This is a genomic window from Bradyrhizobium sp. UFLA06-06 (assembly GCF_054820065.1).
On record NZ_JADFUD010000049.1, the window covers coordinates 21,599 to 43,785 of the forward strand.

Below are 22,187 nucleotides of genomic sequence, written 5' to 3' on the forward strand. Positions count from 1 at the left end.
GCTCTCGCGGCGCATCGCTCGTGGCTCTCGTCATCCCCGGTTAGATCAGTCTCGAGTGCTCGGCACGGGCGTGTTGAGCAACTGTTGCTCCCACAGAAACGCGATGCCGCTGCCGCCGGCATGCTGCGTGACCACCTCCGTCAGTTTGGCGGCCTGTTCGGTCCGGGCCCAGTCGCGCTGCCATTCTGCCGCCACCGCCAGCCAGGTCATCACGTTAGCGCCAGCCGCGATCATGCGCTGGATGGCGACCTCGTGCGCCTCGACCGACACGGCGCCCGACGCATCGGTGACCACCGTCACGTCCCAGCCTTCGCCGAGTGCCTGGATCACCGGCATCGCGACACACACCTCGGTCCACAGGCCCGCGATGACAAGCTGCTTGCGGCCGGTCGCCTTGACCGCATCCACCACCTTCCGGTCCTGCCAGGTGTTGATGAACGTACGGTCGATCACCTTCTGGCCGGGAAACACATCCGTAATCTGGGGGAAGAGCAGTCCGCCTCGTTCCGCCACCACGCTCGTCAGGATCGTGGGGACATTGAAGGCCTTGGCGGCCTTCGCCAAGCCCGCCGTATTGTTGATCACCATCTGCGGTTCGTGGCTGTTCACGTTCGCAAGCTGGTAAGGCTGATGGTCGATCAGAACGAGCACCGAGTCTTCAGGGCGAAGAAGCGAAGCAAGCCCATTACGAAAGCTCATGAATACATCCTCTGTTGTGGTGAGACATGCGCCGCCTGCGGCGCCGTGCCCGGACACTTGTCATTCCCCTTTGTGATACGATAGCGCCCTATTCCGCCAAGCTGTGTCGCAAAATGGGGAACGCTGATTTGGACATCGAAGACGTGATTGCATTCGTCGAAGTTGCCGATGCTGGCGGCGTCTCGGCCGCCGCGCGCCGGCTTGGCGTTTCGAAGTCGATCGTCAGCCGGCGGCTGATCCGGCTTGAGGCGGAACTAGGCGTCCAACTTCTTGCAAGAACCACCCGTGGCGCTGCTCTCACAGAAGCCGGCAACACATTTCGAGATCATGCAGCCAGAGTCCGCGCAGAAATCGATGCAGCCAAGGAAACAATCCTGCCTGGCGGAGAACTAAGTGGCCGCTTGCGAATTGCTGTGCCGCTTTCTTTCGGACCCACCCACTTCGCCCCCATACTCGCGGAAATGGCGCGACGCTACCCGCAGCTTCACATCTATACCGCCTACAGCGATCGCTTCGTCGATCTTATTGCCGAAGGATTCGATTGCGCCATCCGGGTTGGTTATCTTCCAGACTCCAACCTGATCGCGAGACGCGTCGGACCGATCTACGGGAAGCTTGTCGCGAGCCCGGACTATATCGAGGCGCACGGTGCCCCCGAGACGCTCGACGAACTCATCGCCCATGAAGCGCTGATGCAGGGTACCGAAACCTGGCAACTCATGGATGGCGACGAAATCGTCACGGTTCATCCGCGGGGGCGCTTCAAGGCCGACAACGGCACAGCTCTCGCCGTCGCCGCGGCGGCAGGGCTCGGCGTCGCCTGGCTCCCCGATTGCGTCATCCATGACTACTTGGCATCCGGAGCGCTGGTTCCGGTGATGACACGCCATCCACCACCTTCGGCAGGTGCATACGTCGTTCGCCCGCCGGGCCAACATCCCTCACGGAAGGTACGGGCCCTCACTGAATTGTTGATCGAGCGTCTCGAAGAAAATCCGCCCCTTGCGTGAGCCGCTCCTGTCCGAATGATCCATCGATCACGAAAGAGACGACGTATGCCGAGCGGGCTTGGGCCGCAGAGGACACGCGGTCCGGAAACCGCTTCGCACTTTTCCGGGTCATGCTTCGCCGGTCGTTGACAGACCCGCGCCGATCTTGCCACCCTGCCGCAAGGTGACAGACGCAAGGAACCCAGCTGTGACTCTCGCACCTGATATCGCCGCGTCGCGCTGGTTCAACACCAGCGAACCCCTGACCCTGGCCGCGCTGCGCGGCCGCCCGGTCCTGCTGCACGCGTTCCAGATGCTGTGCCCCGGCTGCGTCGCGCACGGCACGCCGCAGACCCAGCGCGCGTTCGAGCTGTTCAAGCATTCGGATCTGCAGGTGATCGGGCTGCACACCGTATTCGAGCACCACGCGGCGATGACGGAGGTGTCGCTGGAAGCCTTCATCCACGAGTACCGGCTGACCTTCCCGATCGGCGTCGACGAGGCCGGCGAAGGCACGCCGCATAGCCGATAGCGGCCCCGCCCCGGCTGCAACCCGGCTCACGCGACTGCGTTATGACGGCGTCGCGCATTGCGTGATAGCGTTCCGCCAACCAGAACCATCGCCTTGCGGGAGGATGTCATGAAAACCTATCAGCTCTACATCAACGGCCAGTATGTCGACCCCGCCAATGGCGAATGGTTCGACAGCATCGATCCCTATCGCGGCGAGACCTGGGCGAAGATCCCGCGCGGCACAGCCGCCGACGCCGACAAGGCGGTGAAATCAGCCAATGAGGCGATGTGGCGCGGCCCCTGGGCGAAGATGACGGCCTCCGCACGCGGCAAGGCGATGCGCAAGCTCGGCGACCTCGTCGCGGCCAATGCCGAGCGCCTTGCCGAGATCGAGGTGCGCGACAACGGCAAGCTGATGGCCGAGATGCTGGGCCAGCTGCGCTACCATCCGGAGTGGTGGTGGTATTTCGGCGGGCTCGTCGACAAGCTTGAGGGCGGCCTGGTGCCGATCGACAAGGCGGACACCTTCGCCTACACGACGCATGAGCCGGTCGGCGTGGTCGCGGCGCTGACCGCCTGGAATTCGCCGCTGCTGTTCGTCGCCTGGAAATGCGCCGCCGCGCTCGCCGCCGGCTGCGCTGTGGTCGTCAAGCCGTCGGAATTCACCTCGGCCAGCACGCTGGAATTCGCCGCGCTGACCAAGGAGGCCGGAATTCCCGACGGCATCTTCAATGTGGTGACCGGCTTCGGTCCCGAGGCGGGCTCCGCGCTGATCGCCCATCCCGGCGTCGCCAAGATCACCTTCACCGGATCGGACACGACCGGCGCAAAGGTCTACGAGACCGCGGCCAAGAGCCTGAAGCGCGTCTCGCTCGAGCTCGGCGGCAAGTCGCCCAACATCGTGTTCGAGGACGCCGACCTCACCGCCGCCGCGGCCGGCGCGATCTCCGGCATTTTCGCCGCGACGGGGCAGACCTGCATCGCCGGATCGCGCCTTCTGGTGCAGAGCTCGATCAAGGAGAAATTCGTCGCGCGGGTGCTGGAGCTGGCGAAGTCCGCCAAGATCGGCGATCCCATGCAGTCAGACACCAATGTCGGCCCGATCACGACGCCGGCGCAATACAAGAAGGTGCTCGACTACATCGATATCGCGAAAGCCGAGGGCGCGCGCTGCCTGCTCGGCGGCAAGCCGGCCTCCGGCGACGGCATCAAGGGCGGCCAGTTCGTCGAGCCGACCATCTTCACCGATGTCGACAACACCATGCGAATCGCGCGCGAGGAAGTGTTCGGCCCGGTGCTGTCGATCATCTCCTTCGACACCGAGGAAGACGCCATCCGGATCGCCAACGACACGATCTACGGCCTTGCCGCCGGCATCTGGACCAAGGATCTCGCACGCGCCATCCGCGTGCCGAAGCAACTGCGCGCCGGCACCGTGTGGGTGAACACCTACCGGGCCATCAGCTACATGATGCCGTTCGGCGGCATGAAGCACTCCGGCGTCGGCCGCGAAAGCGGCATCGACGCGGTCCGCGAATATCAGGAGACCAAGAGTGTCTGGATCTCGACCGCGACGGACGTGCCGGCGAACCCGTTCGTGATGCGGTAAGCTTTCCGCACTGACGTCGCTTGCTTTACCTCTTTCGGACGGACAGAGGTACGACGGCACCCGCGCGCCAAGCGGCCGCACTTGACGTGCAGCGCGGAGCAGCGATCATGAGTGCCTACGGCATACACCGAAGAGTGTGGCCGATATTTGGGGAGATTCGCCATGACGCTTCGTTACTCAGGCGCATTGTTCTGCGCGCTCACACTTGCCGCCGCCCAACCGGCGTTCGCCGACAAGAAATACGGCCCCGGCGTCACCGACACCGAAGTGAAGATCGGCCAGACCATGCCCTACAGCGGTCCAGCGTCCGCCTACGGCACCCAGGGGCGCATGGAAGAGGCCTACTACGCGATGATCAACGCGAAGGGCGGCGTCAATGGCCGAAAGATCAAGCTGATTTCACTGGACGACGCCTATTCGCCGCCGAAGACCGTGGAGCAGACGCGACGTCTCGTGGAACAGGACGAGGTGCTGGCAATCATCGGCACCATCGGCACGCCGACCAATTCAGCGATCCAGAAGTATCTCAACCAGAAGAAGGTCCCGCAGATCTTCATTTCGACCGGCGCGGCCAAATGGGACGACCCGAAGAACTTCCCATGGACCACGCAGCTCTATCCGCCCTACCAGATGGAGGGCATGATCTTCGCCAAATACCTGTTGAAGAACAAGCCCGACGCGAAGCTCGGCGTGTTCTCCCAGAACGACGATGCCGGAAAGGATTACGTCAAGGGGCTGAAGGATGGCCTCGGCGACAAGGCGAAGACGATGATCGTCAAGGAGGTGACCTACGAGGTCTCCGATCCCACCGTCGACTCGCAGATCGTCTCCCTGAAGGCATCCGGCGCCGACACGCTGTTCACGATGGCGACGCCCAAGTTCGGCGCGCAGGCGATCCGCAAGGTCTACGAGCTCGGATGGAAACCGCTGAATTACGTGGTCAGCGTCTCCTCATCGATCAAGGGCGTCATGGAGCCGGCCGGCGTCGAAGCCTCGAAGGGATTATTGACCGCACTGGCGTTCAAGACGCCCACTGATCCGAGCTGGGAGAACGCGGCCGATGTGAAGGAGTTCAAGGATTTCCTGGCGAAGTGGTATCCGCAAGGCGACATCGCCGACGGCAGCAACGTCACCGGCTACATCTCGGCCTATATGACAGTGAAGATCATCGAGATGTGCGGCGACGATCTGACGCGCGAGAACCTGCTGAAGCAGGCGACCAACCTCAACAAGGTCGTCGCGCCGCTGCTCCTGCCCGGCATCGCCATCTCGACACGGCCGGACCGCTATGCGCCGTTCACGCAGATGCAGATCGCGACGTTCGACGGGAAGAGCTGGGTGCCGCAAGGCGAGACCTTCAACACCGACGCGGCGGCCGGTCAGTGATGGCGACGCCATTCGCGATACGGTAACTCACCGCATCGCGGCCTACCCTTTCGCGTTCGGCACACCGCCGAACAGTTTCGCCTGCTCGGCGCGGCCGGCCTCGACGAGGCGGGTGGTGGCGGTTTCGATCTGGTCGCGCAGGCGGGTCATGAACTCATCGCGCGGCAATCCCGGCGGCAGCGGATCGAGGAATTCGACCACCAGCGTGCCGGGATAGCGCATGAAGGTGCGGCGCGGCCAGAACAGCCCGGAATTGAGCGCGATCGGCAGGCACGGCACGCCGCTCTCGGCATAGATCTGCGCGACGCCGGCCTTGTAGTTCGGCGCCGCACCGGGCGCGGTGCGGGTGCCTTCGGGGAAGATCACAAGCTGGCGGCCGAGCTTCACCTCGGCCGCCGCGCGCTTCAGCGTCTTGATCAGCGAACGCGGACCACCGCCGCGCTCGACCGAGATCATGCCGACCTTCTTGAGGTACCAGCCGAACACCGGGATCATCATCAGCTCGCGCTTCAGGATGAACAGCGGATGCTCGAAGAAGCGCACCAGCGCGAACGTCTCCCAGAACGACTGGTGCTTCGAGGCGACCACCAGCGGCCCGCTCGGAATCTTCTCGACCCCGCGAAACTCGATCCTGATGTTGCAGATCACGCGCATCAGGAACAGGCTGATGTTGGCCCACGCGGCCTCGATCGCCATCAGCGCGCCGCGCGGCAGCAGCAGCGCCGGCAGCGCGATGATGCAGAGCGCCACCAGCACCAGATAGAACAGCACGTTGAAGATCAGCGAACGCAGGAAGATCATCTAAGTCCCAGTACTAATTCGCCAGCGCCGTAGCCGGGCGGGGTGGCGGCGTTGCCGGCTGCTCGGCGAGATCGGAGGTCAGGTCGAGGCCGAGATCGGCCAGCCGCACCCGCATCTCCGCGGCGACATATTTGGCATATTCCGATAGCAAGAGACGGAACGTTCCGCCACTCGTCCACCACGGCTCGTCGCGCCATTTGTCGCCGACCACGGCGAACGGGATCAGCGTGACATCGGGCATCGCATGTGACAGTTCCACGAGCGCCCGCGGCATGTGGTAGTTCGAGGTCACCACGATCAGCGACTTGAAGCCGCGCTCGCGCGCCCAGCGCCGCGTCTCCGCCGCATTGCTGCGGGTGTTGACCGCCGAGCGGTCGAGATCGACGCAGCAGCGCATCAGCCCCTGACTGTCCGGAACCGAGCGGGAAATGTCGTGGGCGTCGTTGGTCGGATGCACGCCCGAGATCAGCAGGCGCTTGCCGTAGCCCGCGGCCAGCAACTCCATCGCGTCGGACACCCGCGACGAGCCGCCGGTCAGCACCACGATGCCGTCGGCGTTGTGCGGCGGATCGGTCTCGACGCCGCGCAATTGCGAGAGGAAGCCGACAAAGCCGACCGCCGCGGCGACGAAGGCAAGCGCCAGCGGCGCGACGATGGCGGCGCGCAGCCAGCCACGCGGGCGCGCGGCAAGGCCATTCGGCGACGTATCGTCGGACTGCAAACTCATGTGATGCGGTTATCCTTCCCCCCGGGGGATTTTAAAGCATGATCCGGAAAAGTGGAAACCGGTTTTCCCCTCCGCCAGGGCCGCATGCATGCGCGCGAAATCACACCTGGGCGACGAAATGCGGGCGACGAAATGCAATCACGAGGCGGCGCCATGATTTCGAGTTTTCGCGGCGCCGTCAGTCGATGTCGTCGAGCGTGGCAAACAGGGTGCGCCGCGATGCCCACGCGGTGATCGCCGCGATCAGCACCGCCTGCATCGCCAGCACGAGATAACCCGACGGACGCAGCGAGAACGTGCCGAGCAAGGCCGCGAACTGGTCGCCCACCGGCGTGCCGGAGAACCAGTTGGCGATCGATTCGGAGAAGCCGAACGCCAGCATCGCCGCGCCGCCGCCGATCAGCCCGCCTTGGAGGCCGAGCCGAAGGAAATGCCGCAGGAAGCGGTTGGCGATGAAGCTGTCGCCGGCGCCGACGAAATGCAGCACCTCGACGATCGGGCGGTTGGCAGCCATCGCGCCGCGGGTCGCGAACGACACCGAGATGATGGTGGCGATAATCACGAGGATGAGGATGCCGACACCGGCGAACATCGTGGCGCCGGTCATCGAGCGCATGCGCTCGATCCAGGCGCGGTGATCGTCGACGCTTGCGGTCGGCGCCACCTGCGTCACCCGCGCGCGCAAGCCGGTGAGATCGAGCGTGGTGCCGGGCTGCACCCGCGCCACGATGACGCGCGGCACCGGCAGTTCGTCGATCGAGAGCCCGCTGCCGAGCCACGGCTCCAGCAGCTTGGCGGATTCCTCCTTGCTGAACGGACGGACCTCGAGAATGCCGGGCTGCGCCCGCATCGCCTCCACCGCGGCCTGCGCGTCGCGATCGAGGTCGCGGCCCGGCGAGGGGCGCACCTGGATGGTGATCTCGCTCGACACTTCCGACTGCCATTCAGCGGCCGACGCGCTGACCAGCAGCACGGTGCCTGTCGTCAGCGAGGCAAGGAAGGTCATGATCGCGACGACCGCGACCAGCGCACGGCCCGAAATCGACGCCCGCGGCACGATCGGCGACATGTTGCGCGCGGTGGCCGGGACCTGCGGGCGTTCGCGCCCGAGATCGACCAACGACACTTTCTCGTCGCCGCTCCTATTCATAGATGTGCAGCCGTCCCTGATGCAGCACCAGCCGCCGCGCCTCGTATTGATCCATCAGCGTGATGTCGTGGGTCGCGATGATGACCGCGGTGCCGGATTTGTTGAGCTCGATGAACAGCCGCAGCAGGCGGCGCCCGAGCGTCGGATCGACGCTGCCGGTCGGCTCGTCCGCCAACAGCAGCTGCGGCCGCGAGATCACCGCGCGCGCGATCGCGGCGCGCTGCTTCTCGCCGCCCGACAGGATCGGCGGCAGCGCATCCATGCGCTCGCCGAGGCCGACCCATTTCAAGAGGTCGATCACCTCTCGGCGATAGCTCGATTCCTCGCGGCCCATCACGCGGAACGGCAGCGCGACGTTCTCATAGGTGGTCATATGATCGAGCAGGCGAAAATCCTGCAGCACGATGCCGATGCGCTTGCGCAGGTCGGCGACCTGGTCCTTGCTCAGCAGCGAGACGTCCTTGCCGAACAGATTGACCAGCCCGCGGGTCGGCCGCAACGACAGGAACAAGAGCCGCAGCAGCGAGGTCTTGCCCGCGCCCGACGGCCCGGTGAGGAACTGGAACGAGTGCGCCGGGATCATGAACGAGAGGTCGCGCAAAATCTCCGGGCCGAGCCCGTAGCGCAGACCGACATTTTCGAACCGAACCAATGCGCTAGCTCCGTTCGAGAGGGCCGATGGCCCAATACCCCACACCGACGGCGAAGACGGCCCGAACTTCGGCCGAGCGTCCGCGAACCGCACAGAAAGCTTGTGCTTCGGTTATGGTTTCCGATTCGTTAACGGTCGCTAAGTAGCATCCGGGCATCCACACGGTGGAGATTCGGCCTCCATGCATATTGTTTGCCCGCATTGTACAACATCCTACGCCATCAATCCGGCCACCTTGGGCGAGGCCGGACGTACCGTCCGTTGTTCCCGCTGCCGGGAGGTCTGGCTGGCCCGGCCGGAGGACGCCATCGGGGCGACCGCGCCCACCCTGGCCTATCAGTCCGCCGGTTCCGATCTCGCCGCCGAATGGGAGGCCTTGGGCCGGGAGGAAGCTGACGCGACCCCGGTGGTCGAGAGCCCCTCGATTTCGGCCGATTTGCCCGCCGAGGGCAGCGACGCAGCCTCGGAATGGCCGGCGCTGGCCGAGGCGGATGCCGCAGCCCATGCCGACGCCGGGGACGCCGGAACCAGGGGGCGCCTCCGCCTGCCCCGGCTTCCCCGCCTGTTCCGCCTGCCCGCCCTGCCCCGAATTCCGTTCATGCCCGTGATCGGCGCCCTGCCGACCACCTGTGGCGCCATGGCCGCGCTGGTCGTCGCGCTGTTCGTCTGGCGCAACGACGTGGTGCGGCTGCTGCCGCAGACCGCGTTGTTCTACAAGATGGCCGGGCTCGACGTGAATTTGCGCGGGCTCGCCTTCAAGGATCTCAAGATCACCAACGAGACCGTGGACGGCAAGCCGGTACTGGTGATCGAGGGCATGATCGTCGGCCAGACCAGGAAGCCGGTCGAATTGCCGCGGCTGCGCTTCTCGGTCCGCGACGCGCAGGGCGCCGAAATCTATGCCTGGAACGCCGTGCTGGAGCAGCCGGTGCTCAATCCCGGCGAGCGGGCCTTCTTCAAGTCGCGCCTCGCCTCGCCGCCGCCCGAAGGCCGCAATATCGACGTACGCTTCTTCAACAAGCGTGATCTCACCGGCAGCCGCGCGTGAGCCGCCGGTCAACTCCATCGGGAACCGACCAATCACCATGACGCGTGTTCTGATCGCCGACGACGAAGACTCGATGCGCTCGCTGGTGGCGCGCGCCATCGCCATGGACGGCCACGAAACCGTGACCGCGCAGGACGGCGCCGAGGCGCTGGAGGTGCTGACGCGCGACGAAGGCGCGTTCGACCTTCTGCTCACCGACATCCAGATGCCCGTGATGGACGGCATCGCACTGGCGCTGACCGCGGCGCGCGACTTCCCTGCGTTGAAGATCCTGCTGATGACCGGCTTCGCCCATCAGCGCGAGCGCGCCTCCGGCCTCGAGGCGATCGTGCATGACGTGGTGACGAAACCGTTCTCGGTGGCCGATATCCGCACCGCAGTCGCGGACGCGCTGGCGGCGCGGAAGGCCAGCTAGGGTTACGAGCTCAACTCGGAAAGCATGCTCGGGCGGTCAGCGTCACCGGCGACAAATTGAGAAATTGTGCAAATTGAAATGCATAACTCGCACTGACCACGTTGCCGCAGGCTGACGTGGAATAGGTGAATGTCTGCGCCGGCAGCGTAAGGCCGAACGCCTGCTGCGCGGCGTAATTCGTGATGGCGCTGCCGCTTGGACAGAGCGTGCTGTTGACGGTCGCGCAACGCGCCGCCATTTCAGTGCCGTGCTGCAGCCCGAGCTGGGTCCAGAACAGCAGCCCGAATTCGACGATGCCAAATATGAACAGGAAGAACACGGGAGCGGTCAGGGCGAATTCCAGCGCCGAGGCCCCGCGATTGTCCTGCCATAGCGTTGTGAGTTTCACTGCAGCCTCGCAGTGGACTGGGCGCTATAGGTGTATGAGGCCGCCACGATCTGATAATTGATCAGCGTGTAATACGTCCCTTGCGCCGAAACCATGGCATATGTTCCGGCCTGCGCGCCGCTGGGGCAGACCGCACCACAACTGACGGTGCTGACCCCCGAGCTCGTCGGGCATCCGCAAAACTGGTACGGCTTGGGCGAAGCGTTGATGGCTGTGGAATTCGTGGCGGCTGTCACGGCGCCGGTAACGCCAGTCTCGTCAAAGCCGCGCACAATCGCGTATTGCGCTCCCGCCTGCGCGGCATTTTCGACCTGCATCTTGCGATAGAGTGCAAGCCCGATGTCGGTTACCGAGACGACCATCAGGGACAGCAACGGGATCATGATGCCGAATTCGATGGCCGCGACGCCGCGTCTGTCGTGAACGGCGGCGCTCACGCGCTGTGTCAGAGAGCAAAGCAACCCGCCGTGGCTCGTGGGTGAGGATTTCTGGATTTGCATCGGGGCCAACCTCATTCGATGAGTTGCGCGGTCTGCGAGCCGATCGTCGCGGTGCCGAGCGCCGAACAATTGACCTGAACGCTCGACGTGCCGGTGAACGTCAGGGTATCTGCGATGATCTTGGTGCAGGATGTGCTGGTGCCGTTACCACCACTGAAGCTGAGGTTGACCTTTGGCAGGTAGATGGCGCCGCCGAAGTTCTGGGTGCCGCCACCCGTGAGATTAAATGCAGTCCCGGCCGGCATGTTGCGGTCGCCATACATGACGATGCCCTTCGTGGAGCCCGAGGTCGGCGCCGTCAGATCGATGATCGCGTTGCTGCCGATCGAAGCCGTGCCCCACTTGCTTCCCGAGCCGGTGAAGACCAGGGTCACGCCGCTGCCCGTGATGGTGGCGTTTCCCGCGACGCTCAGATTGGCGCCGTCCAGGTAATAGATGCCCGGATCGAGGTTCAGCGTTGCGCCGGCATTGACCGTAATGCTGCCGGAGTAGCAGCCGGGGCTGAGCGAGTTCGTCTTTCCGTTGGAATTGACCGTAATCTTGGCATTCGTGCAGCTCGGCTTCGACGGCGGAGAGACGTTCGCATACGGGTCAGCCATTGGCTTCACATGCGTCTTGACGCCGTTGGTGGCGGTGATGTTGCTGGTGCCGGAGACGTCGCCGACGACGCCGACCTGATTCGCAGAGACGGTCGCGCTGCCGGCCACGTTGAGCGATGGGCTTGCACCCGAGTTGCTGTAAAGGTTGCACTTGATCAGGTTGAGCTGGTTGCCGCCGCTCACGTTGACCGCGGGACTGGCGCTGGCGTTGAGCGCAAGCACGCAGCCCGTCCCGGAATTCGGCAGGGCGACCGCGCGCGCGGTGACCGGCACGGGGGCCGAGCCGAACAAGGCCGACAGCAACCGCTGTTGCGGTTGGCTCACGATGACTTCGATCGCCTGCAGGTTCGACGTCTGACTGCCGGTTTTCGGCGGTTGATTGACCGTGACCGTGACGTTGTTCGCCCCGTTCGCGTAACCGTAGTTTGCCGTAACCGCGTTGGCTTCGGACAAAAGGTCGGCGCCTGCACTTGCCGCCGTTGCGGCGCTGACCGCGCCGGAGTCGGCGGCGCTCTGCATGTTCTTGTGTTTGTAGTACCACCATCCCACTTCGGTACCGAGCCCTGCCGTGCCGACCAGGACCGGCATGAGCAGCGCTGAAATAATGACATAGCTGCCCGACTGGTCTCGAACGAAGTGTCGAAACAGGCTGGTCTTCCGTTGGTGCCGGCGAGTAATACCCAATGGCCGGTATGACGATGCAATGAATAAACGGCTGTGCCTCATGTGCTCTCCTGAGACGCTTGCCAATTTTCCGAAGTACGGTGAAGCAAGCGACTTAAATGCGCGCCAACGGGAACCCTGCAATTTTAATGAAATTGTGCGAAACCGGCGGACCCGATCGCACCGATTGCAACGCGAGGTGCGTCGCCAGCGGAAGCTGACGTCTGCCGGCTTACGGCCGTCGTGCAGATTTCGCGTCATGCTCGCGAAAGCGCGGCATCCAGCTTGCCACGGCCGTTCGATTCAGGCGTTGATGTCTCTTGAATGCTGTCACCCGCTTTCGCGGCGACAGTCGAGGACGAGGCGCGGGCCTCAATAATCCTTCAGCAGCCGCTCGATGTAGTCGAGCTCGATCTGCGGCCGCGACGGATCGGCGAGGCGGCGGCGCAGCTCTTCGAGGATGCGGCGGACGCGCTGCACGTCGATCTCGCCGGGGATCTTCACCGTGTAGTCGTCGCCGAATTCGCGGCCATGCAACGGACGGCCGAGCGGATCGGTCTGGTTGCCGCCGCTCTGCTGGCGGCCGGCGCGGTTGCCGGGGCTGTCGCCCGGCTGGTCGCCATCACCCTGCTGCATCGCGTCGGCAAGGCTCTGGGCGCCCTTGCGCAGCGCATCGAGCGCGCGGCCCTGCGAATCCACCGCACCGTCGGCATTGCCCTCGCCGAGCCGCCCGGAGGCATCGCCCATCGCGGAATCGGCCTGGTCGAGCCCATCATCGCCGTCATCGCCCTGGTCGCCGCCTTGATCGCCCTGCTGCGCCTGGTCGCCCTTCTGACCCTGACCTTTCTGGCCCTTCTGGCCGCGCTGGTCCGGTCCCATGCCGCGCTTGGCGAGCTCTTCCTGCAGCTTCTTCAGGCGATCGCGCAGCGCCTGCTGGTCCTGCTGCAGGTCGCCCATCGACTGCTCGCCCTGCTTGCCGCGCATGCGATCGCGGCGGGAATCCTGACCCTGCTTGAAGGTCTTGTCGCGCAATTGCTGCTGCTTGCGGATCATGTCGCCGAGCTCGTTGAGCGACTGCTGCATGTCGTCGTCGCCCTGATTGGGCTGCGCCATCTGCAGGTTTTCCAGCATCTGCTGCATCTGCTCGAGCAGCTGCCGCGCCGCATCCTTGTCGCCGGAGCGTGACAGCCGCTCCATGCGATCGAGCATGTTCTTGAGATCCTGCTGGCTCAGCACCTTGGCGTTGGGATCGAGCGGCCGGGCGAGCTGCTGCGGATTGTTGCGGAACTGCTCGACCATCTGGCGCAGGAAATTGTCCAGTGCCGCGCGCAGATTGTCGGTGAGCTTCTTGATCTCCTCGTCGGTCGCGCCGCGCTCCAGCGCCTGCTTGAGCGCGTCCTGCGCCGCGCGCAGCGCTTTGTCGACGTCCGAGATGTTGCCGTCCTCGATGGTGACGGCGAGCGACCACAGGCTGGCGACGACCTCGCGCAATTGGTCGTCGGTGCGCGCCGCCTCGAGCTGCCGGCTCACGGTGTGGAGACCAAGGTAATGGCCGGTCTCCGGCATGAACATTTCCGGCGCGATCATCAGCGCCTCGAGCGCGGCGAACACCTGGCCGTTCTGGTTGGCGTCGAGCGCCAGGATACGGCGCTGCTCGATCAGCGCGCGCGCCAACGGCTTGGTGAACAGGCGCTCCGGCAGCCGCATGTTGAACGGCTCGCTCTTGCCTTCATTGCCGGCCTCGTCCTTCGCCGTCAGCGTCAAGGTCACGTCGGCGCCGGCATAGGGGTCTTCACTGAGGTCCTTCACGGTCTGGCCGACGCCGTTGCGGGTGCGCGCGTTGGGCAGCACCAGCGCGAATTGCGGCGGCTCGAACAGCGGCCGCGGCTGCGCCGCCTTGCCGTCGGCATCCTTCTTGCCGTCGGCATCCTTCGGCGCATCGGTCGGCCGCGCCGCGAATTGCGCGCGCGCTTCGCTGACGCCGTAATCGTCCTCGAGCCGGTAGGACATCTGCAGCGCGCCGCGCGCCTGCCGCTCCGGATCCTTGGCGAGCGCAATCGACGGCGGACGGTCCGGCGTCGCGGTGAATTTCCACTGCGGCTGGCCGGTCGGCGCACGGACATGCGCGGTGCCGTCGCCGGTGATCTTGAAATGCCGCTCGTTGGTACCCTTGGGCGCCTGCCCGTCCGGCGCGACCTCGGTGACGCCGCCACCGACGACGACGTCGATGCTGCCGCCGCTGGAGCGCACCAGGAGCGTGCTGCCGGCCGGAACCGCGAGCGGGGTGGTGTCGGCCGCGTTGGCGTCCTTGTTGGCGTTCGACAGAATGATCGGCGGCTTGCCGGTGTAGTTGGGCGGCGTCACCCAGGCATCGACCCGGACATTGGCCGGCGCCATGATGCCGTTCCAGTCGAATGCGGAGGCGACCCGCAGGCCGCGCTCGTCGCCGGCGGCGACATAGCTCGCGACCAGCATCACGATGACCAGCGCGCGCAGCGCCCAGGGGTCGTGCAGCGAGACCCGCGGCCGCGGCAGCCCGGCGCGGATGCGCTTGATCGAGGCCAGCGTGCGCTCGCGCTGCGCTTGCCACAGCGCCAGCGCAAACGGGTCCTTGTTGGTGAGCGTGTCGGAGAGCGTGGTCGCCGGGCGATGGCGGATGCCGGCGCCGCGGTCGAGCCGGCTCAGGCCCTCCTCGCGGCTCGGCCAGCGGAAGCGCACCAGCGGCGACAGCGCCGCGAGCGCGGCAATCGCGAATAGGCCGGCGCCGGCCACGCGTGCGACAAACGGCAGCACCAGCCACAGGCCGGCCCAGGACGCGACCAGGAACAATCCTGCGACCGTCAGGAACCGCGCCAGATGCGGCCAGGCCCGTTCCCACGCAATCGCGAACCTTGCCCGCTGCAGAGCCTCTGTCAGTTTCAGCCGCGCGACCGCATCGCTGTCGCGGACGGCGCGTGACGGGTCAGAGGGATCGATGTTGGCTCCGCTCAATAAAATCTCCGGGGTAGCCGGCAGGTCAGCCTAGCACGGCGGCGGCTTTGAGGCACCCGTTCCAAGGCGTAACCCACACCGGGAAATACGCATAACACGAAGGCGTGACTGCGGCGGTTCGACCCCGTAACGTCGCGGCCGAACCATCGCATTAACGCATGAGGAACGCGATATGGACCAAAAAACGCACGACAAGGGGCTCGAAATCCGCAAGGCGGTGCTGGGCGAAGCCTATGTCAACAATGCGCTGAAGAATTCGGACAGCTTCAACAAGCCATTCCAGGAACTCGTCACCGAATATTGCTGGGGCGCGGTCTGGGGCCGTGAGGAATTGCCGCGCAAGACCCGCAGCATGCTCAACCTCGCCATGATTTCGATCCTGAACCGGCCGCACGAATTGAAGGCCCACATCAAGGGCGCGCTGACCAACGGCGTGTCCCGCGACGAAATCCGCGAGATCTTCATGCAGGTCTCGATCTATGCCGGGATCCCGGCCGGCGTCGACAGCTTCCGCATCGCGCGCGAGGTGTTCGCCGAACTCGACAAGGCGTGAGCGAACTCCACTCGTTGTCGTCCCGGCCAAGCGCAGCGCGAGCAGGGACCCATAACCACAGCTCGTTGTCGCTACGACGGCTGTGGCCCCAGCGGAACCAAACAACTTAGTCCTGGGGTTATGGGTCCCTGCTTTCGCAGGGACGACATCGAGTACGGGGTGCACGGCTCGCCACATAACGACGTAGAGGAAACGACTCATGGAAATCGGATTCATCGGCCTCGGGAAGATGGGCTTCCCGATGGCGCGCCGGCTGATCGAGGCCGGCCACAAGCTCACCGTGTTCGACACCAGCAAGGACGCGCTCGACAGACTGGTTGCGCTCGGCGCGGTGGCCGCAACCTCGCCCAAGGACATCGCCGACCGCGTCGAGACCGTGATGGCGAGCCTGCCCTCGCTGCAGGCTTCGCTCGAGGTCGCGACCGGCGCGGGCGGCGTGATCGAGGGCACGCGCGTCAAACGCTTCATTGACCTCTCCACCGTCGGCTCGCAGATGGCGGTGAAGATCCACGATCTGCTGGCCAAGAAGAACATCGTGCAGATCGACAGCCCGGTCTCCGGCGGCGTCTCCGGCGCCGAGAAGGGCACGCTCGCGGTGATGGTGTCGGGCCCGCGCGCCGATTTCGAGCTGGTGAAGGGCGCGCTCGACGTCATCGGCAAGGTGTTCTTCATCGGCACCAAGCCGGGCTCCGGCCAGACCATGAAGCTCGCCAACAACTTCCTGTCGGCGACCGCGATGGTCGCGACCTCGGAGGCGGTTGTGATGGGCGTGAAGTCCGGGCTCGATCCGGCCGTGATGATCGACGTCATCAATGCCGGCTCCGGGCTGAACACTGCAAGCCGCGACAAGTTTCCGCGCTCGGTGTTGCCGCGCAGCTTCGACTTCGGCTTCGCTACCGGGCTGATGGTGAAGGACGTGCGGCTTGCGGTCGAGGAAATGCGCTCGCTCGGGCTGTCGATGGAAGTCGCCGAAGCGGTCGGCCGGCTCTGGGAAGTCATCATCCGCGACGAGGGACCGGATTCGGACTTCACCGCGGCGATCAAGCCGATCGAGAAGGCCGCGGGCGTGATCGTCGGTGGTGGTAAAGGCGGCGCGCACGCTGCGAAGTAACGACTGCGTAGGATGGGTAGAGCGCAGCGAAACCCATCAATTGCGTCCGCGCAGCAGATGATGGGTTTCGCTGCGCTCTACCCATCCTACAAGATCACAGCCACGGCGCGGGCTTGTCCATCGCGATCAGGGCGTCGACGTCGATGCGCGGGCGGACCACGGCGTACTGGTCGTCCTTAACCAGCACTTCGGGCACCAGAGGCCGCGTGTTGTAGGTGCCCGACTGCACCGCGCCGTAAGCGCCGGCGGTCATGATCGCCAGCAGGTCGCCGGCCTTCGGCTGCGGCAGCGAGCGGTCGAGCGCGAGGTAATCGCCGGTCTCGCAGACCGGGCCGACCACGTCGGCGATCATGGTCGGAGTGCCGGGCGCAGGCTGGCGCACCGGCAGAATGTCGTGATGCGCCTCATACAGCGTCGGCCGGATCAGGTCGTTCATCGCGGCATCGATGATGACGAAGTTCTTGGCATCGCCCGGCTTCACATAGATCACGCGGGTGACGAGGATGCCGGCATTGCCGACGATCATGCGGCCCGGCTCGAACATCAGCGTGCAGCCGAGATTGTGCGTGACGCGCTTGACCATTGCGGCATAGGCGTCGGGCGCCGGCGGCGCGGCGCGATCCATGTAGTAGGGAATGCCGAGGCCGCCGCCGAAATCGATATGCGAGATGTCGTGGCCGTCGGCGCGCAGCGTCTGCACGAATTCGGCGAGCAGCCGGAAAGCGACCTCCAGCGGCCCGAGATCGGTGATCTGGCTGCCGATATGCACATCGGTGCCGGTGACCTTGATGCCCGGCAGCTTTGCCGCGCGGGCATAGACCTCGCGGGCGCGGGCGATCGGAATGCCGAACTTGTTCTCGGACTTGCCGGTCGAAATCTTGGCATGGGTGCCGGCATCGACATCGGGATTGACCCGCACCGAGATGCGGGCCGTCTTCTTCATCTCGACCGCGAGACGCGACAGCATCTCGAGCTCCGGCTCGGACTCGATATTGATGCAAAGGATGTCGGTGGCAAGCGCGGCGCGCAACTCGCCCTCGGTCTTGCCGACGCCGGAGAACACGATCTTCGAGGGCGGAATCCCGGCCGCCAGCGCCCGCTTCAATTCGCCGCCGGACACCACGTCGGCGCCGGCGCCGAGCTTGGCCAGGGTACGCAGCACCGATTGGTTGGAGTTCGCCTTCATGGCGTAGCAGACCAGCGCCTTCTCGCCGGCGAAGGCTTCGGTGAAGACGCGGTAGTGGCGCTCCAGCGTCGCGGTCGAATAGCAATAGAACGGCGTGCCGACGGCCTCCGCCAGCTCAATGAGATTGACCGCCTCGGCATGCAGCACGCCGTCGCGATAGTCGAAATGGTTCATGACACGCTAGATTGTTTGAGCATGATCTCCGCGCAAACGCCTTCCGCGTTTGTCGCGAGGGAAAACCGGTTTCCACTTTTCCGGATCATGCTCCAGATACTAATTGCCGAGCAGCGGATCGAGGATGAAGGGCCGTTTATTGCCTCGCGGCGCGGCCGGCGCGGCATCCGAGCCATAGGTCGGATTGAACACGCTGGGCTGTGCCGCCCGTTCGCTCTCGGTGTCGCTCGGTGCCGCGCCCGGCGCGACGTTCGCGGTCGGCGGCAAGTCGAGCGGTCCCTTGCGGCCGCAGCCGCCGAGCGCCAGCGCTGATACGCCCAGCACAATGATGGCCCATCCCGAGGGGGTCAGGCGGTTCTTGCTAATCACGACGAATTCCCCAATTCGGGCGGCACCATACAAACATTGGCGTGCTCTGGCGAGAGGCGGAGCGCTATGAAATCACGGCCAAATTTTCCGGTTCAGCCCAATTTTTGCTCTTTTTCCAGCCGCTTGGCCCAGGCCTTGGCCTGCGCCATCACATTCTTCGGCGCCGTGCCGCCGAACGAGGTCCGGCTCTGCACCGAGGATTCGACGCTGAGCACCTTCAGCGCGTCCGCCGTGATCTTCGGCTCGACCTCCTGCATGGCCCTGAGCGGCAGCTCGTGCAGCGCCACGCCCTGCTTCGAGGCCAGGCCGACGATGCGCCCGGTGACGTGGTGGGCGTCGCGGAACGGCATTTTCAGGGTGCGCACCAGCCAGTCGGCGAGGTCGGTCGCGGTGGCGTAGCCCTCGCCCGCGGCGGCCTTCATCTTCGCCTCGTCCGGCACCAGGTCCTCGACCATGCCGGTCATGGCGCGGATCGCCAGCGACAGCGCCTCGAAGGCCTCCATCGCGCCCTGCTTGTCCTCCTGCATGTCCTTTTGATAGGCGAGCGGCAGGCCCTTCATCACGATCAGGAGCGCGGTGAGCGCGCCGATCACGCGGCCGGTTTTGGCACGGACCAGCTCGGCCGCGTCCGGATTGCGCTTCTGCGGCATGATCGACGAGCCGGTGGTGAACTTGTCGCTGAGCTTGACGAGGCCGACCAAGGGCGAGGTCCAGATCACGATTTCCTCGGCAAAGCGCGACATGTGCACGGCGCAGATCGCGGCCACCGACAGCGTCTCCAGCACGAAATCGCGGTCGGACACCGCGTCGAGCGAATTGGCCATCGGACGGTCGAAGCCAAGCGCCTTGGCGGTCGCGGCGCGGTCGATCGGAAACGAGGTGCCGGCGAGCGCGGCCGCTCCCAGCGGCGATTCGTTCAGCCGCTTGCGTGCGTCGGCGAAGCGGCCACGGTCGCGGCCGGCCATCTCGACATAGGCCAGGAGATGATGACCGAAGGTCACGGGCTGCGCGGTCTGCAGATGGGTGAAGCCCGGCATCACCGTGCCGGCATGCTCCAGCGCGCGGGCGACCAGCGCCTGCTGGAACGCGGCCAGCGCCGCATTGGTCTCATCGATGGTGTCGCGGACATAGAGCCGGAAATCGGTCGCGACCTGGTCGTTGCGCGAGCGCGCGGTGTGCAGCCGGCCCGCCGCGGGCCCGATCAATTCGGACAGCCGCGACTCGACATTCATATGAATGTCCTCGAGCGCGCGCTTGAAATCGAAATCGCCGTTGTCGATCTCTGACAAAATCGTGTCTAGACCTTTGCCGATATTTTTCGCATCAGCTGACGTGATGATGCCCTGCGCGGCGAGCATCGCGGCGTGGGCCTTGGACGCGGCAATGTCCTGGGCATAAAGGTGACGGTCGACGTCGATCGAGACGTTGATTTCCTCCATGATCGCGTCGGGACGTTCCGAGAACCGGCCGCCCCACATCTTGTTGCTCATGACATCTCGCTCACGAATTCGTATTTCAGCCTTGCGGTTTCATGGCCGGAGGCGGCGAAACAGCACCGCAGTTCCGGTCGTATTCCCGGCACTGCTTAGCCACATCTGACCCAGGATGACAAACGATATGCCCGAGACGACCCCACCCAACCCGACCGTCAGGCCGACCGCCAAGTGGCGTATCCCGCTGGTGATCGGCGCCGTGCTGGCCGGGGCCGTGATCGGCTATGTCGGGGTCTCCAGCCTCAAGCATCCGGCGGGCGGCGATATCGCCTGCAACAGCGCGGTGGCTCTGGCGAAGAAGATCGCCCCGCTCGCCCACGGCGAGGTCGCGGCGCTGACCATGGCAACCACCCCCCTGAGGCTGCCCGACCTGACTTTCGAGGACGCCAACGGCCAGCCGAAGAAGCTCTCGGACTGGCGCGGCAAGACCGTGCTGGTCAATTTGTGGGCGACCTGGTGCGTGCCCTGCCGCAAGGAAATGCCGGCGCTCGACAGCCTGCAGACCAAGCTCGGCGGCAAGGATTTCGAGGTGGTCGCGATCAACATCGACACCCGCGACCCGGACAAGCCGAAAAACTTCCTGAAAGAGGCCAATCTGACCAGTCTCGGCTATTTTTCGGATCAGAAAGCCAAGGTTTTTCAGGATCTTAAGAACATAGGCAAGGCGCTCGGCATGCCAACCTCGGTGCTGGTCGACGGCAACGGCTGCGAGATCGCCAATATCGCCGGTCCCGCCGAATGGGCGAGCGACGACGCGATCAAGCTGGTGAAAGCCGCGCTACAGCCGGCCGCAGCCGGGTTCTAGAGATCTCAGACCCTCATGGTGAGGAGGCGCGGAGCGCCGTCTCGAACCATGCCGGCCCGTCGGTGGCCTCAATCCTTCGAGACGCCGCTGCGCGGCTCCTCAGGATGAGGACAAGCGCGCTTGGAGTGTGGGATCAGGCGACGGCGTTGAGGTTGTCGCCGATGCCGGGCGACAAATTCGCGGTGGAAGGCGTGCCGAGCAGGGTCTGAACCGCGAACTTCTCGGCGTCGAGGTTCTGCTTGGTGACGCGGGTCGCGATCTCACCCTGCAAATTGCCCTGCTGCATCGACAGGATGCTGGTGACCATGCTCATCATGTCCATGCGCGGCACTCCCAAAACTGGGGTTTGAGGTAACGCGCGAAAGTTAATGCTTGGGTAATCGATGGCCGCGTCAGGCTGACGCATTGGCCTCGAAGGTCCCGCTCGCTCGATGATCCGCGTCTCAGGCCGCGTTCGCCGCGAAGGCCGCGCCGAGGGTGCGCAGCGCCTGCCGTGTCCGCGCGTCGGACAGCCTTGAGTGCAGGACGACGTCGCGGGACGGCAGCGGCGGCAGGCCAAGCCGCGGCCCGAGGTCGACGGTATCGGCCGGCGCCACGCGCCGCGCCAGCGCCGCGACCGCAAGGCCTGCGGAGAGCGCAGCTCCGATCGTCGACAGCCCGCCGCCGACGAACGCCTCGGTCCAGGCGATGCCGGCGGCGTCGAGAACCTCGACCGCCATGGCCCGCACGCTGCATGGCTCGGCTTGCGTGGCGAGGCGCAACGGCTCGCCCGGCCGATGGTGAAAATCAGGCGCGGCCATCCAGCCGAACGATTCCTCGAACAGCACGTCGCCATCGCGGCGCTTGGCGTCGTGGCGAAGCACGATCGCAGCATCGAGCTTGCCGTCGTCGAATGCGCTGAGCACCGAATGCGACGTATCGACGTGCAGCTGAATCACCAGCGCGGGATCGGTGGTGTTCATCCGCTTCAGCAGCGAGGCGAGTTCCGATCCGACGATGTGGTGGCTGATGCCGACGACCAATCGCCGATGCTCGACGGCAAACGAGCTGATCGCCGATTGGTGCGCGGCAACCAGATTGCGCGCGGCGCCGAGGAAGGCGGCACCTTCAGCTGACAGCCGAACCAGCCGCGGCGTTCGCTCCAGCAGCCGCCGGCCGAGGCCGTCTTCCAGACGCCTGATCTTCAGGCTGACCGCGGATTGCGTGGTCTCCATCGCCTGCGCCGCGCGCGTGAAGCTGCTGAGATCGGCGACCAGCACAAAGGCCTGCACTGCCTCGATATCGAGTGCTTTCATGGCCATACATTTAAAATCACAATCATTGAAATACTATTTCATATGATTTTTCAATGATCAAGAAGCTCCTA

General features: G+C 65.0%; 22 protein-coding genes and 1 pseudogene. 9 read left to right on the top strand and 14 right to left on the bottom strand.

Going from position 1 to position 22,187, the window contains the following annotated elements; translation table 11 throughout:
* Positions 1-45 precede the first annotated feature (45 nt).
* Positions 46-699, bottom strand: coding sequence for a hydrolase (locus tag IF803_RS31085; RefSeq protein ID WP_028340392.1), 654 nt, complete (start codon positions 697-699; stop codon positions 46-48).
* A 128-nt stretch (positions 700-827) separates the two neighbouring features.
* Here IF803_RS31085 and IF803_RS31090 point away from each other — a divergent pair, with 128 nt between their 5' ends.
* The 4 genes and pseudogenes from IF803_RS31090 (at position 828) to IF803_RS31105 (ending at position 5,196) form a co-directional block, all read left to right on the top strand.
* Complete coding sequence (locus IF803_RS31090; protein ID WP_028340391.1) at positions 828-1,709, top strand: LysR family transcriptional regulator; 882 nt, start codon at positions 828-830, stop codon at positions 1,707-1,709.
* Between the two features lie 187 nt (positions 1,710-1,896).
* A pseudogene (locus IF803_RS31095) lies at positions 1,897-2,208 on the top strand (peroxiredoxin family protein); the annotation flags it as partial.
* A 120-nt stretch (positions 2,209-2,328) separates the two neighbouring features.
* Positions 2,329-3,810 carry an aldehyde dehydrogenase gene (locus IF803_RS31100; RefSeq protein ID WP_461194705.1) on the top strand — a complete coding sequence of 494 codons (1,482 nt, stop codon included), beginning with the start codon at positions 2,329-2,331 and terminating at the stop codon, positions 3,808-3,810.
* 162 nt (positions 3,811-3,972) lie between these two features.
* Positions 3,973-5,196, top strand: a complete 1,224-nt coding sequence (locus tag IF803_RS31105; protein ID WP_461194706.1) for an ABC transporter substrate-binding protein — start codon at positions 3,973-3,975, stop codon at positions 5,194-5,196.
* A gap of 42 nt (positions 5,197-5,238) precedes the next feature.
* On the opposite strand, the gene IF803_RS31110 is transcribed toward IF803_RS31105, so the two are convergent.
* The 4 genes from IF803_RS31110 to ftsE form a co-directional block, all read right to left on the bottom strand.
* Positions 5,239-5,997, bottom strand: a complete 759-nt coding sequence (locus IF803_RS31110) for a lysophospholipid acyltransferase family protein (RefSeq protein WP_461194707.1) — start codon at positions 5,995-5,997, stop codon at positions 5,239-5,241.
* A gap of 13 nt (positions 5,998-6,010) precedes the next feature.
* On the bottom strand, positions 6,011-6,724 hold the full coding sequence (locus tag IF803_RS31115; protein WP_028340386.1) for a YdcF family protein: 714 nt from the start codon (positions 6,722-6,724) through the stop codon (positions 6,011-6,013).
* Between the two features lie 178 nt (positions 6,725-6,902).
* Positions 6,903-7,874 carry a cell division protein FtsX gene (locus IF803_RS31120; RefSeq protein ID WP_461194709.1) on the bottom strand — a complete coding sequence of 324 codons (972 nt, stop codon included), beginning with the start codon at positions 7,872-7,874 and terminating at the stop codon, positions 6,903-6,905.
* Positions 7,867-8,526, bottom strand: a complete 660-nt coding sequence (ftsE, locus tag IF803_RS31125; RefSeq protein WP_016845305.1) for a cell division ATP-binding protein FtsE — start codon at positions 8,524-8,526, stop codon at positions 7,867-7,869. The genes IF803_RS31120 and ftsE overlap by 8 nt, the downstream gene beginning before the upstream one ends.
* 181 nt (positions 8,527-8,707) lie before the next feature.
* On the opposite strand from ftsE, the gene IF803_RS31130 reads away from it, so the two are divergent.
* The gene (locus IF803_RS31130) at positions 8,708-9,574 is read left to right on the top strand and encodes an MJ0042-type zinc finger domain-containing protein (protein ID WP_461194710.1); all 867 of its coding nucleotides are present in this window, start codon (positions 8,708-8,710) and stop codon (positions 9,572-9,574) included.
* Between the two features lie 37 nt (positions 9,575-9,611).
* Positions 9,612-9,989 (top strand): response regulator, encoded by a 378-nt coding sequence (locus tag IF803_RS31135; protein WP_028340383.1) that lies wholly within the window; start codon positions 9,612-9,614, stop codon positions 9,987-9,989.
* A gap of 10 nt (positions 9,990-9,999) precedes the next feature.
* Here the strand turns inward: IF803_RS31135 and IF803_RS31140 are convergent, their stop codons facing one another.
* The 4 genes from IF803_RS31140 to IF803_RS31155 form a co-directional block, all read right to left on the bottom strand.
* A complete protein-coding gene (locus tag IF803_RS31140) occupies positions 10,000-10,377 on the bottom strand; it encodes a TadE/TadG family type IV pilus assembly protein (RefSeq protein WP_283067727.1) in 378 nt (125 codons plus the stop codon).
* Positions 10,374-10,877, bottom strand: a complete 504-nt coding sequence (locus tag IF803_RS31145; protein WP_461194712.1) for a TadE/TadG family type IV pilus assembly protein — start codon at positions 10,875-10,877, stop codon at positions 10,374-10,376. The genes IF803_RS31140 and IF803_RS31145 overlap by 4 nt, the downstream gene beginning before the upstream one ends.
* Before the next feature lie 11 nt (positions 10,878-10,888).
* Entirely contained in the window at positions 10,889-12,202 is a 1,314-nt protein-coding gene (locus tag IF803_RS31150) for a TadE/TadG family type IV pilus assembly protein (RefSeq protein ID WP_461194714.1), read from the bottom strand.
* A gap of 309 nt (positions 12,203-12,511) precedes the next feature.
* Complete coding sequence (locus tag IF803_RS31155; protein ID WP_461194715.1) at positions 12,512-15,130, bottom strand: TIGR02302 family protein; 2,619 nt, start codon at positions 15,128-15,130, stop codon at positions 12,512-12,514.
* 172 nt (positions 15,131-15,302) lie between these two features.
* On the opposite strand from IF803_RS31155, the gene IF803_RS31160 reads away from it, so the two are divergent.
* Together IF803_RS31160 and IF803_RS31165 are read left to right on the top strand one after the other, a co-directional pair.
* Positions 15,303-15,683, top strand: a complete 381-nt coding sequence (locus IF803_RS31160; RefSeq protein ID WP_050629459.1) for a carboxymuconolactone decarboxylase family protein — start codon at positions 15,303-15,305, stop codon at positions 15,681-15,683.
* Positions 15,684-15,882: 199 nt separating this feature from the next.
* Positions 15,883-16,794 (top strand): NAD(P)-dependent oxidoreductase, encoded by a 912-nt coding sequence (locus IF803_RS31165; protein WP_461194716.1) that lies wholly within the window; start codon positions 15,883-15,885, stop codon positions 16,792-16,794.
* A gap of 94 nt (positions 16,795-16,888) precedes the next feature.
* Here IF803_RS31165 and lysA read toward each other — a convergent pair whose 3' ends face one another.
* The 3 genes from lysA to argH form a co-directional block, all read right to left on the bottom strand.
* Positions 16,889-18,154, bottom strand: coding sequence for a diaminopimelate decarboxylase (gene lysA / locus IF803_RS31170; protein WP_461194717.1), 1,266 nt, complete (start codon positions 18,152-18,154; stop codon positions 16,889-16,891).
* Between the two features lie 99 nt (positions 18,155-18,253).
* Positions 18,254-18,523: an LPS translocon maturation chaperone LptM gene (gene lptM / locus IF803_RS31175; protein ID WP_028340375.1), complete on the bottom strand. Its 270-nt coding sequence runs from the start codon at positions 18,521-18,523 to the stop codon at positions 18,254-18,256.
* Between the two features lie 92 nt (positions 18,524-18,615).
* Positions 18,616-20,013, bottom strand: coding sequence for an argininosuccinate lyase (gene argH, locus IF803_RS31180; protein ID WP_461194718.1), 1,398 nt, complete (start codon positions 20,011-20,013; stop codon positions 18,616-18,618).
* A 115-nt stretch (positions 20,014-20,128) separates the two neighbouring features.
* On the opposite strand from argH, the gene tlpA reads away from it, so the two are divergent.
* Positions 20,129-20,821 carry a thiol:disulfide interchange protein TlpA gene (tlpA, locus tag IF803_RS31185; protein ID WP_461194720.1) on the top strand — a complete coding sequence of 231 codons (693 nt, stop codon included), beginning with the start codon at positions 20,129-20,131 and terminating at the stop codon, positions 20,819-20,821.
* A gap of 133 nt (positions 20,822-20,954) precedes the next feature.
* On the opposite strand, the gene IF803_RS31190 is transcribed toward tlpA, so the two are convergent.
* Together IF803_RS31190 and IF803_RS31195 are read right to left on the bottom strand one after the other, a co-directional pair.
* The gene (locus IF803_RS31190; RefSeq protein WP_069280209.1) at positions 20,955-21,143 is read right to left on the bottom strand and encodes a putative motility protein; all 189 of its coding nucleotides are present in this window, start codon (positions 21,141-21,143) and stop codon (positions 20,955-20,957) included.
* Positions 21,144-21,264: 121 nt separating this feature from the next.
* Positions 21,265-22,122, bottom strand: coding sequence for a LysR substrate-binding domain-containing protein (locus tag IF803_RS31195; protein ID WP_461194722.1), 858 nt, complete (start codon positions 22,120-22,122; stop codon positions 21,265-21,267).
* Positions 22,123-22,187: the final 65 nt, after the last annotated feature.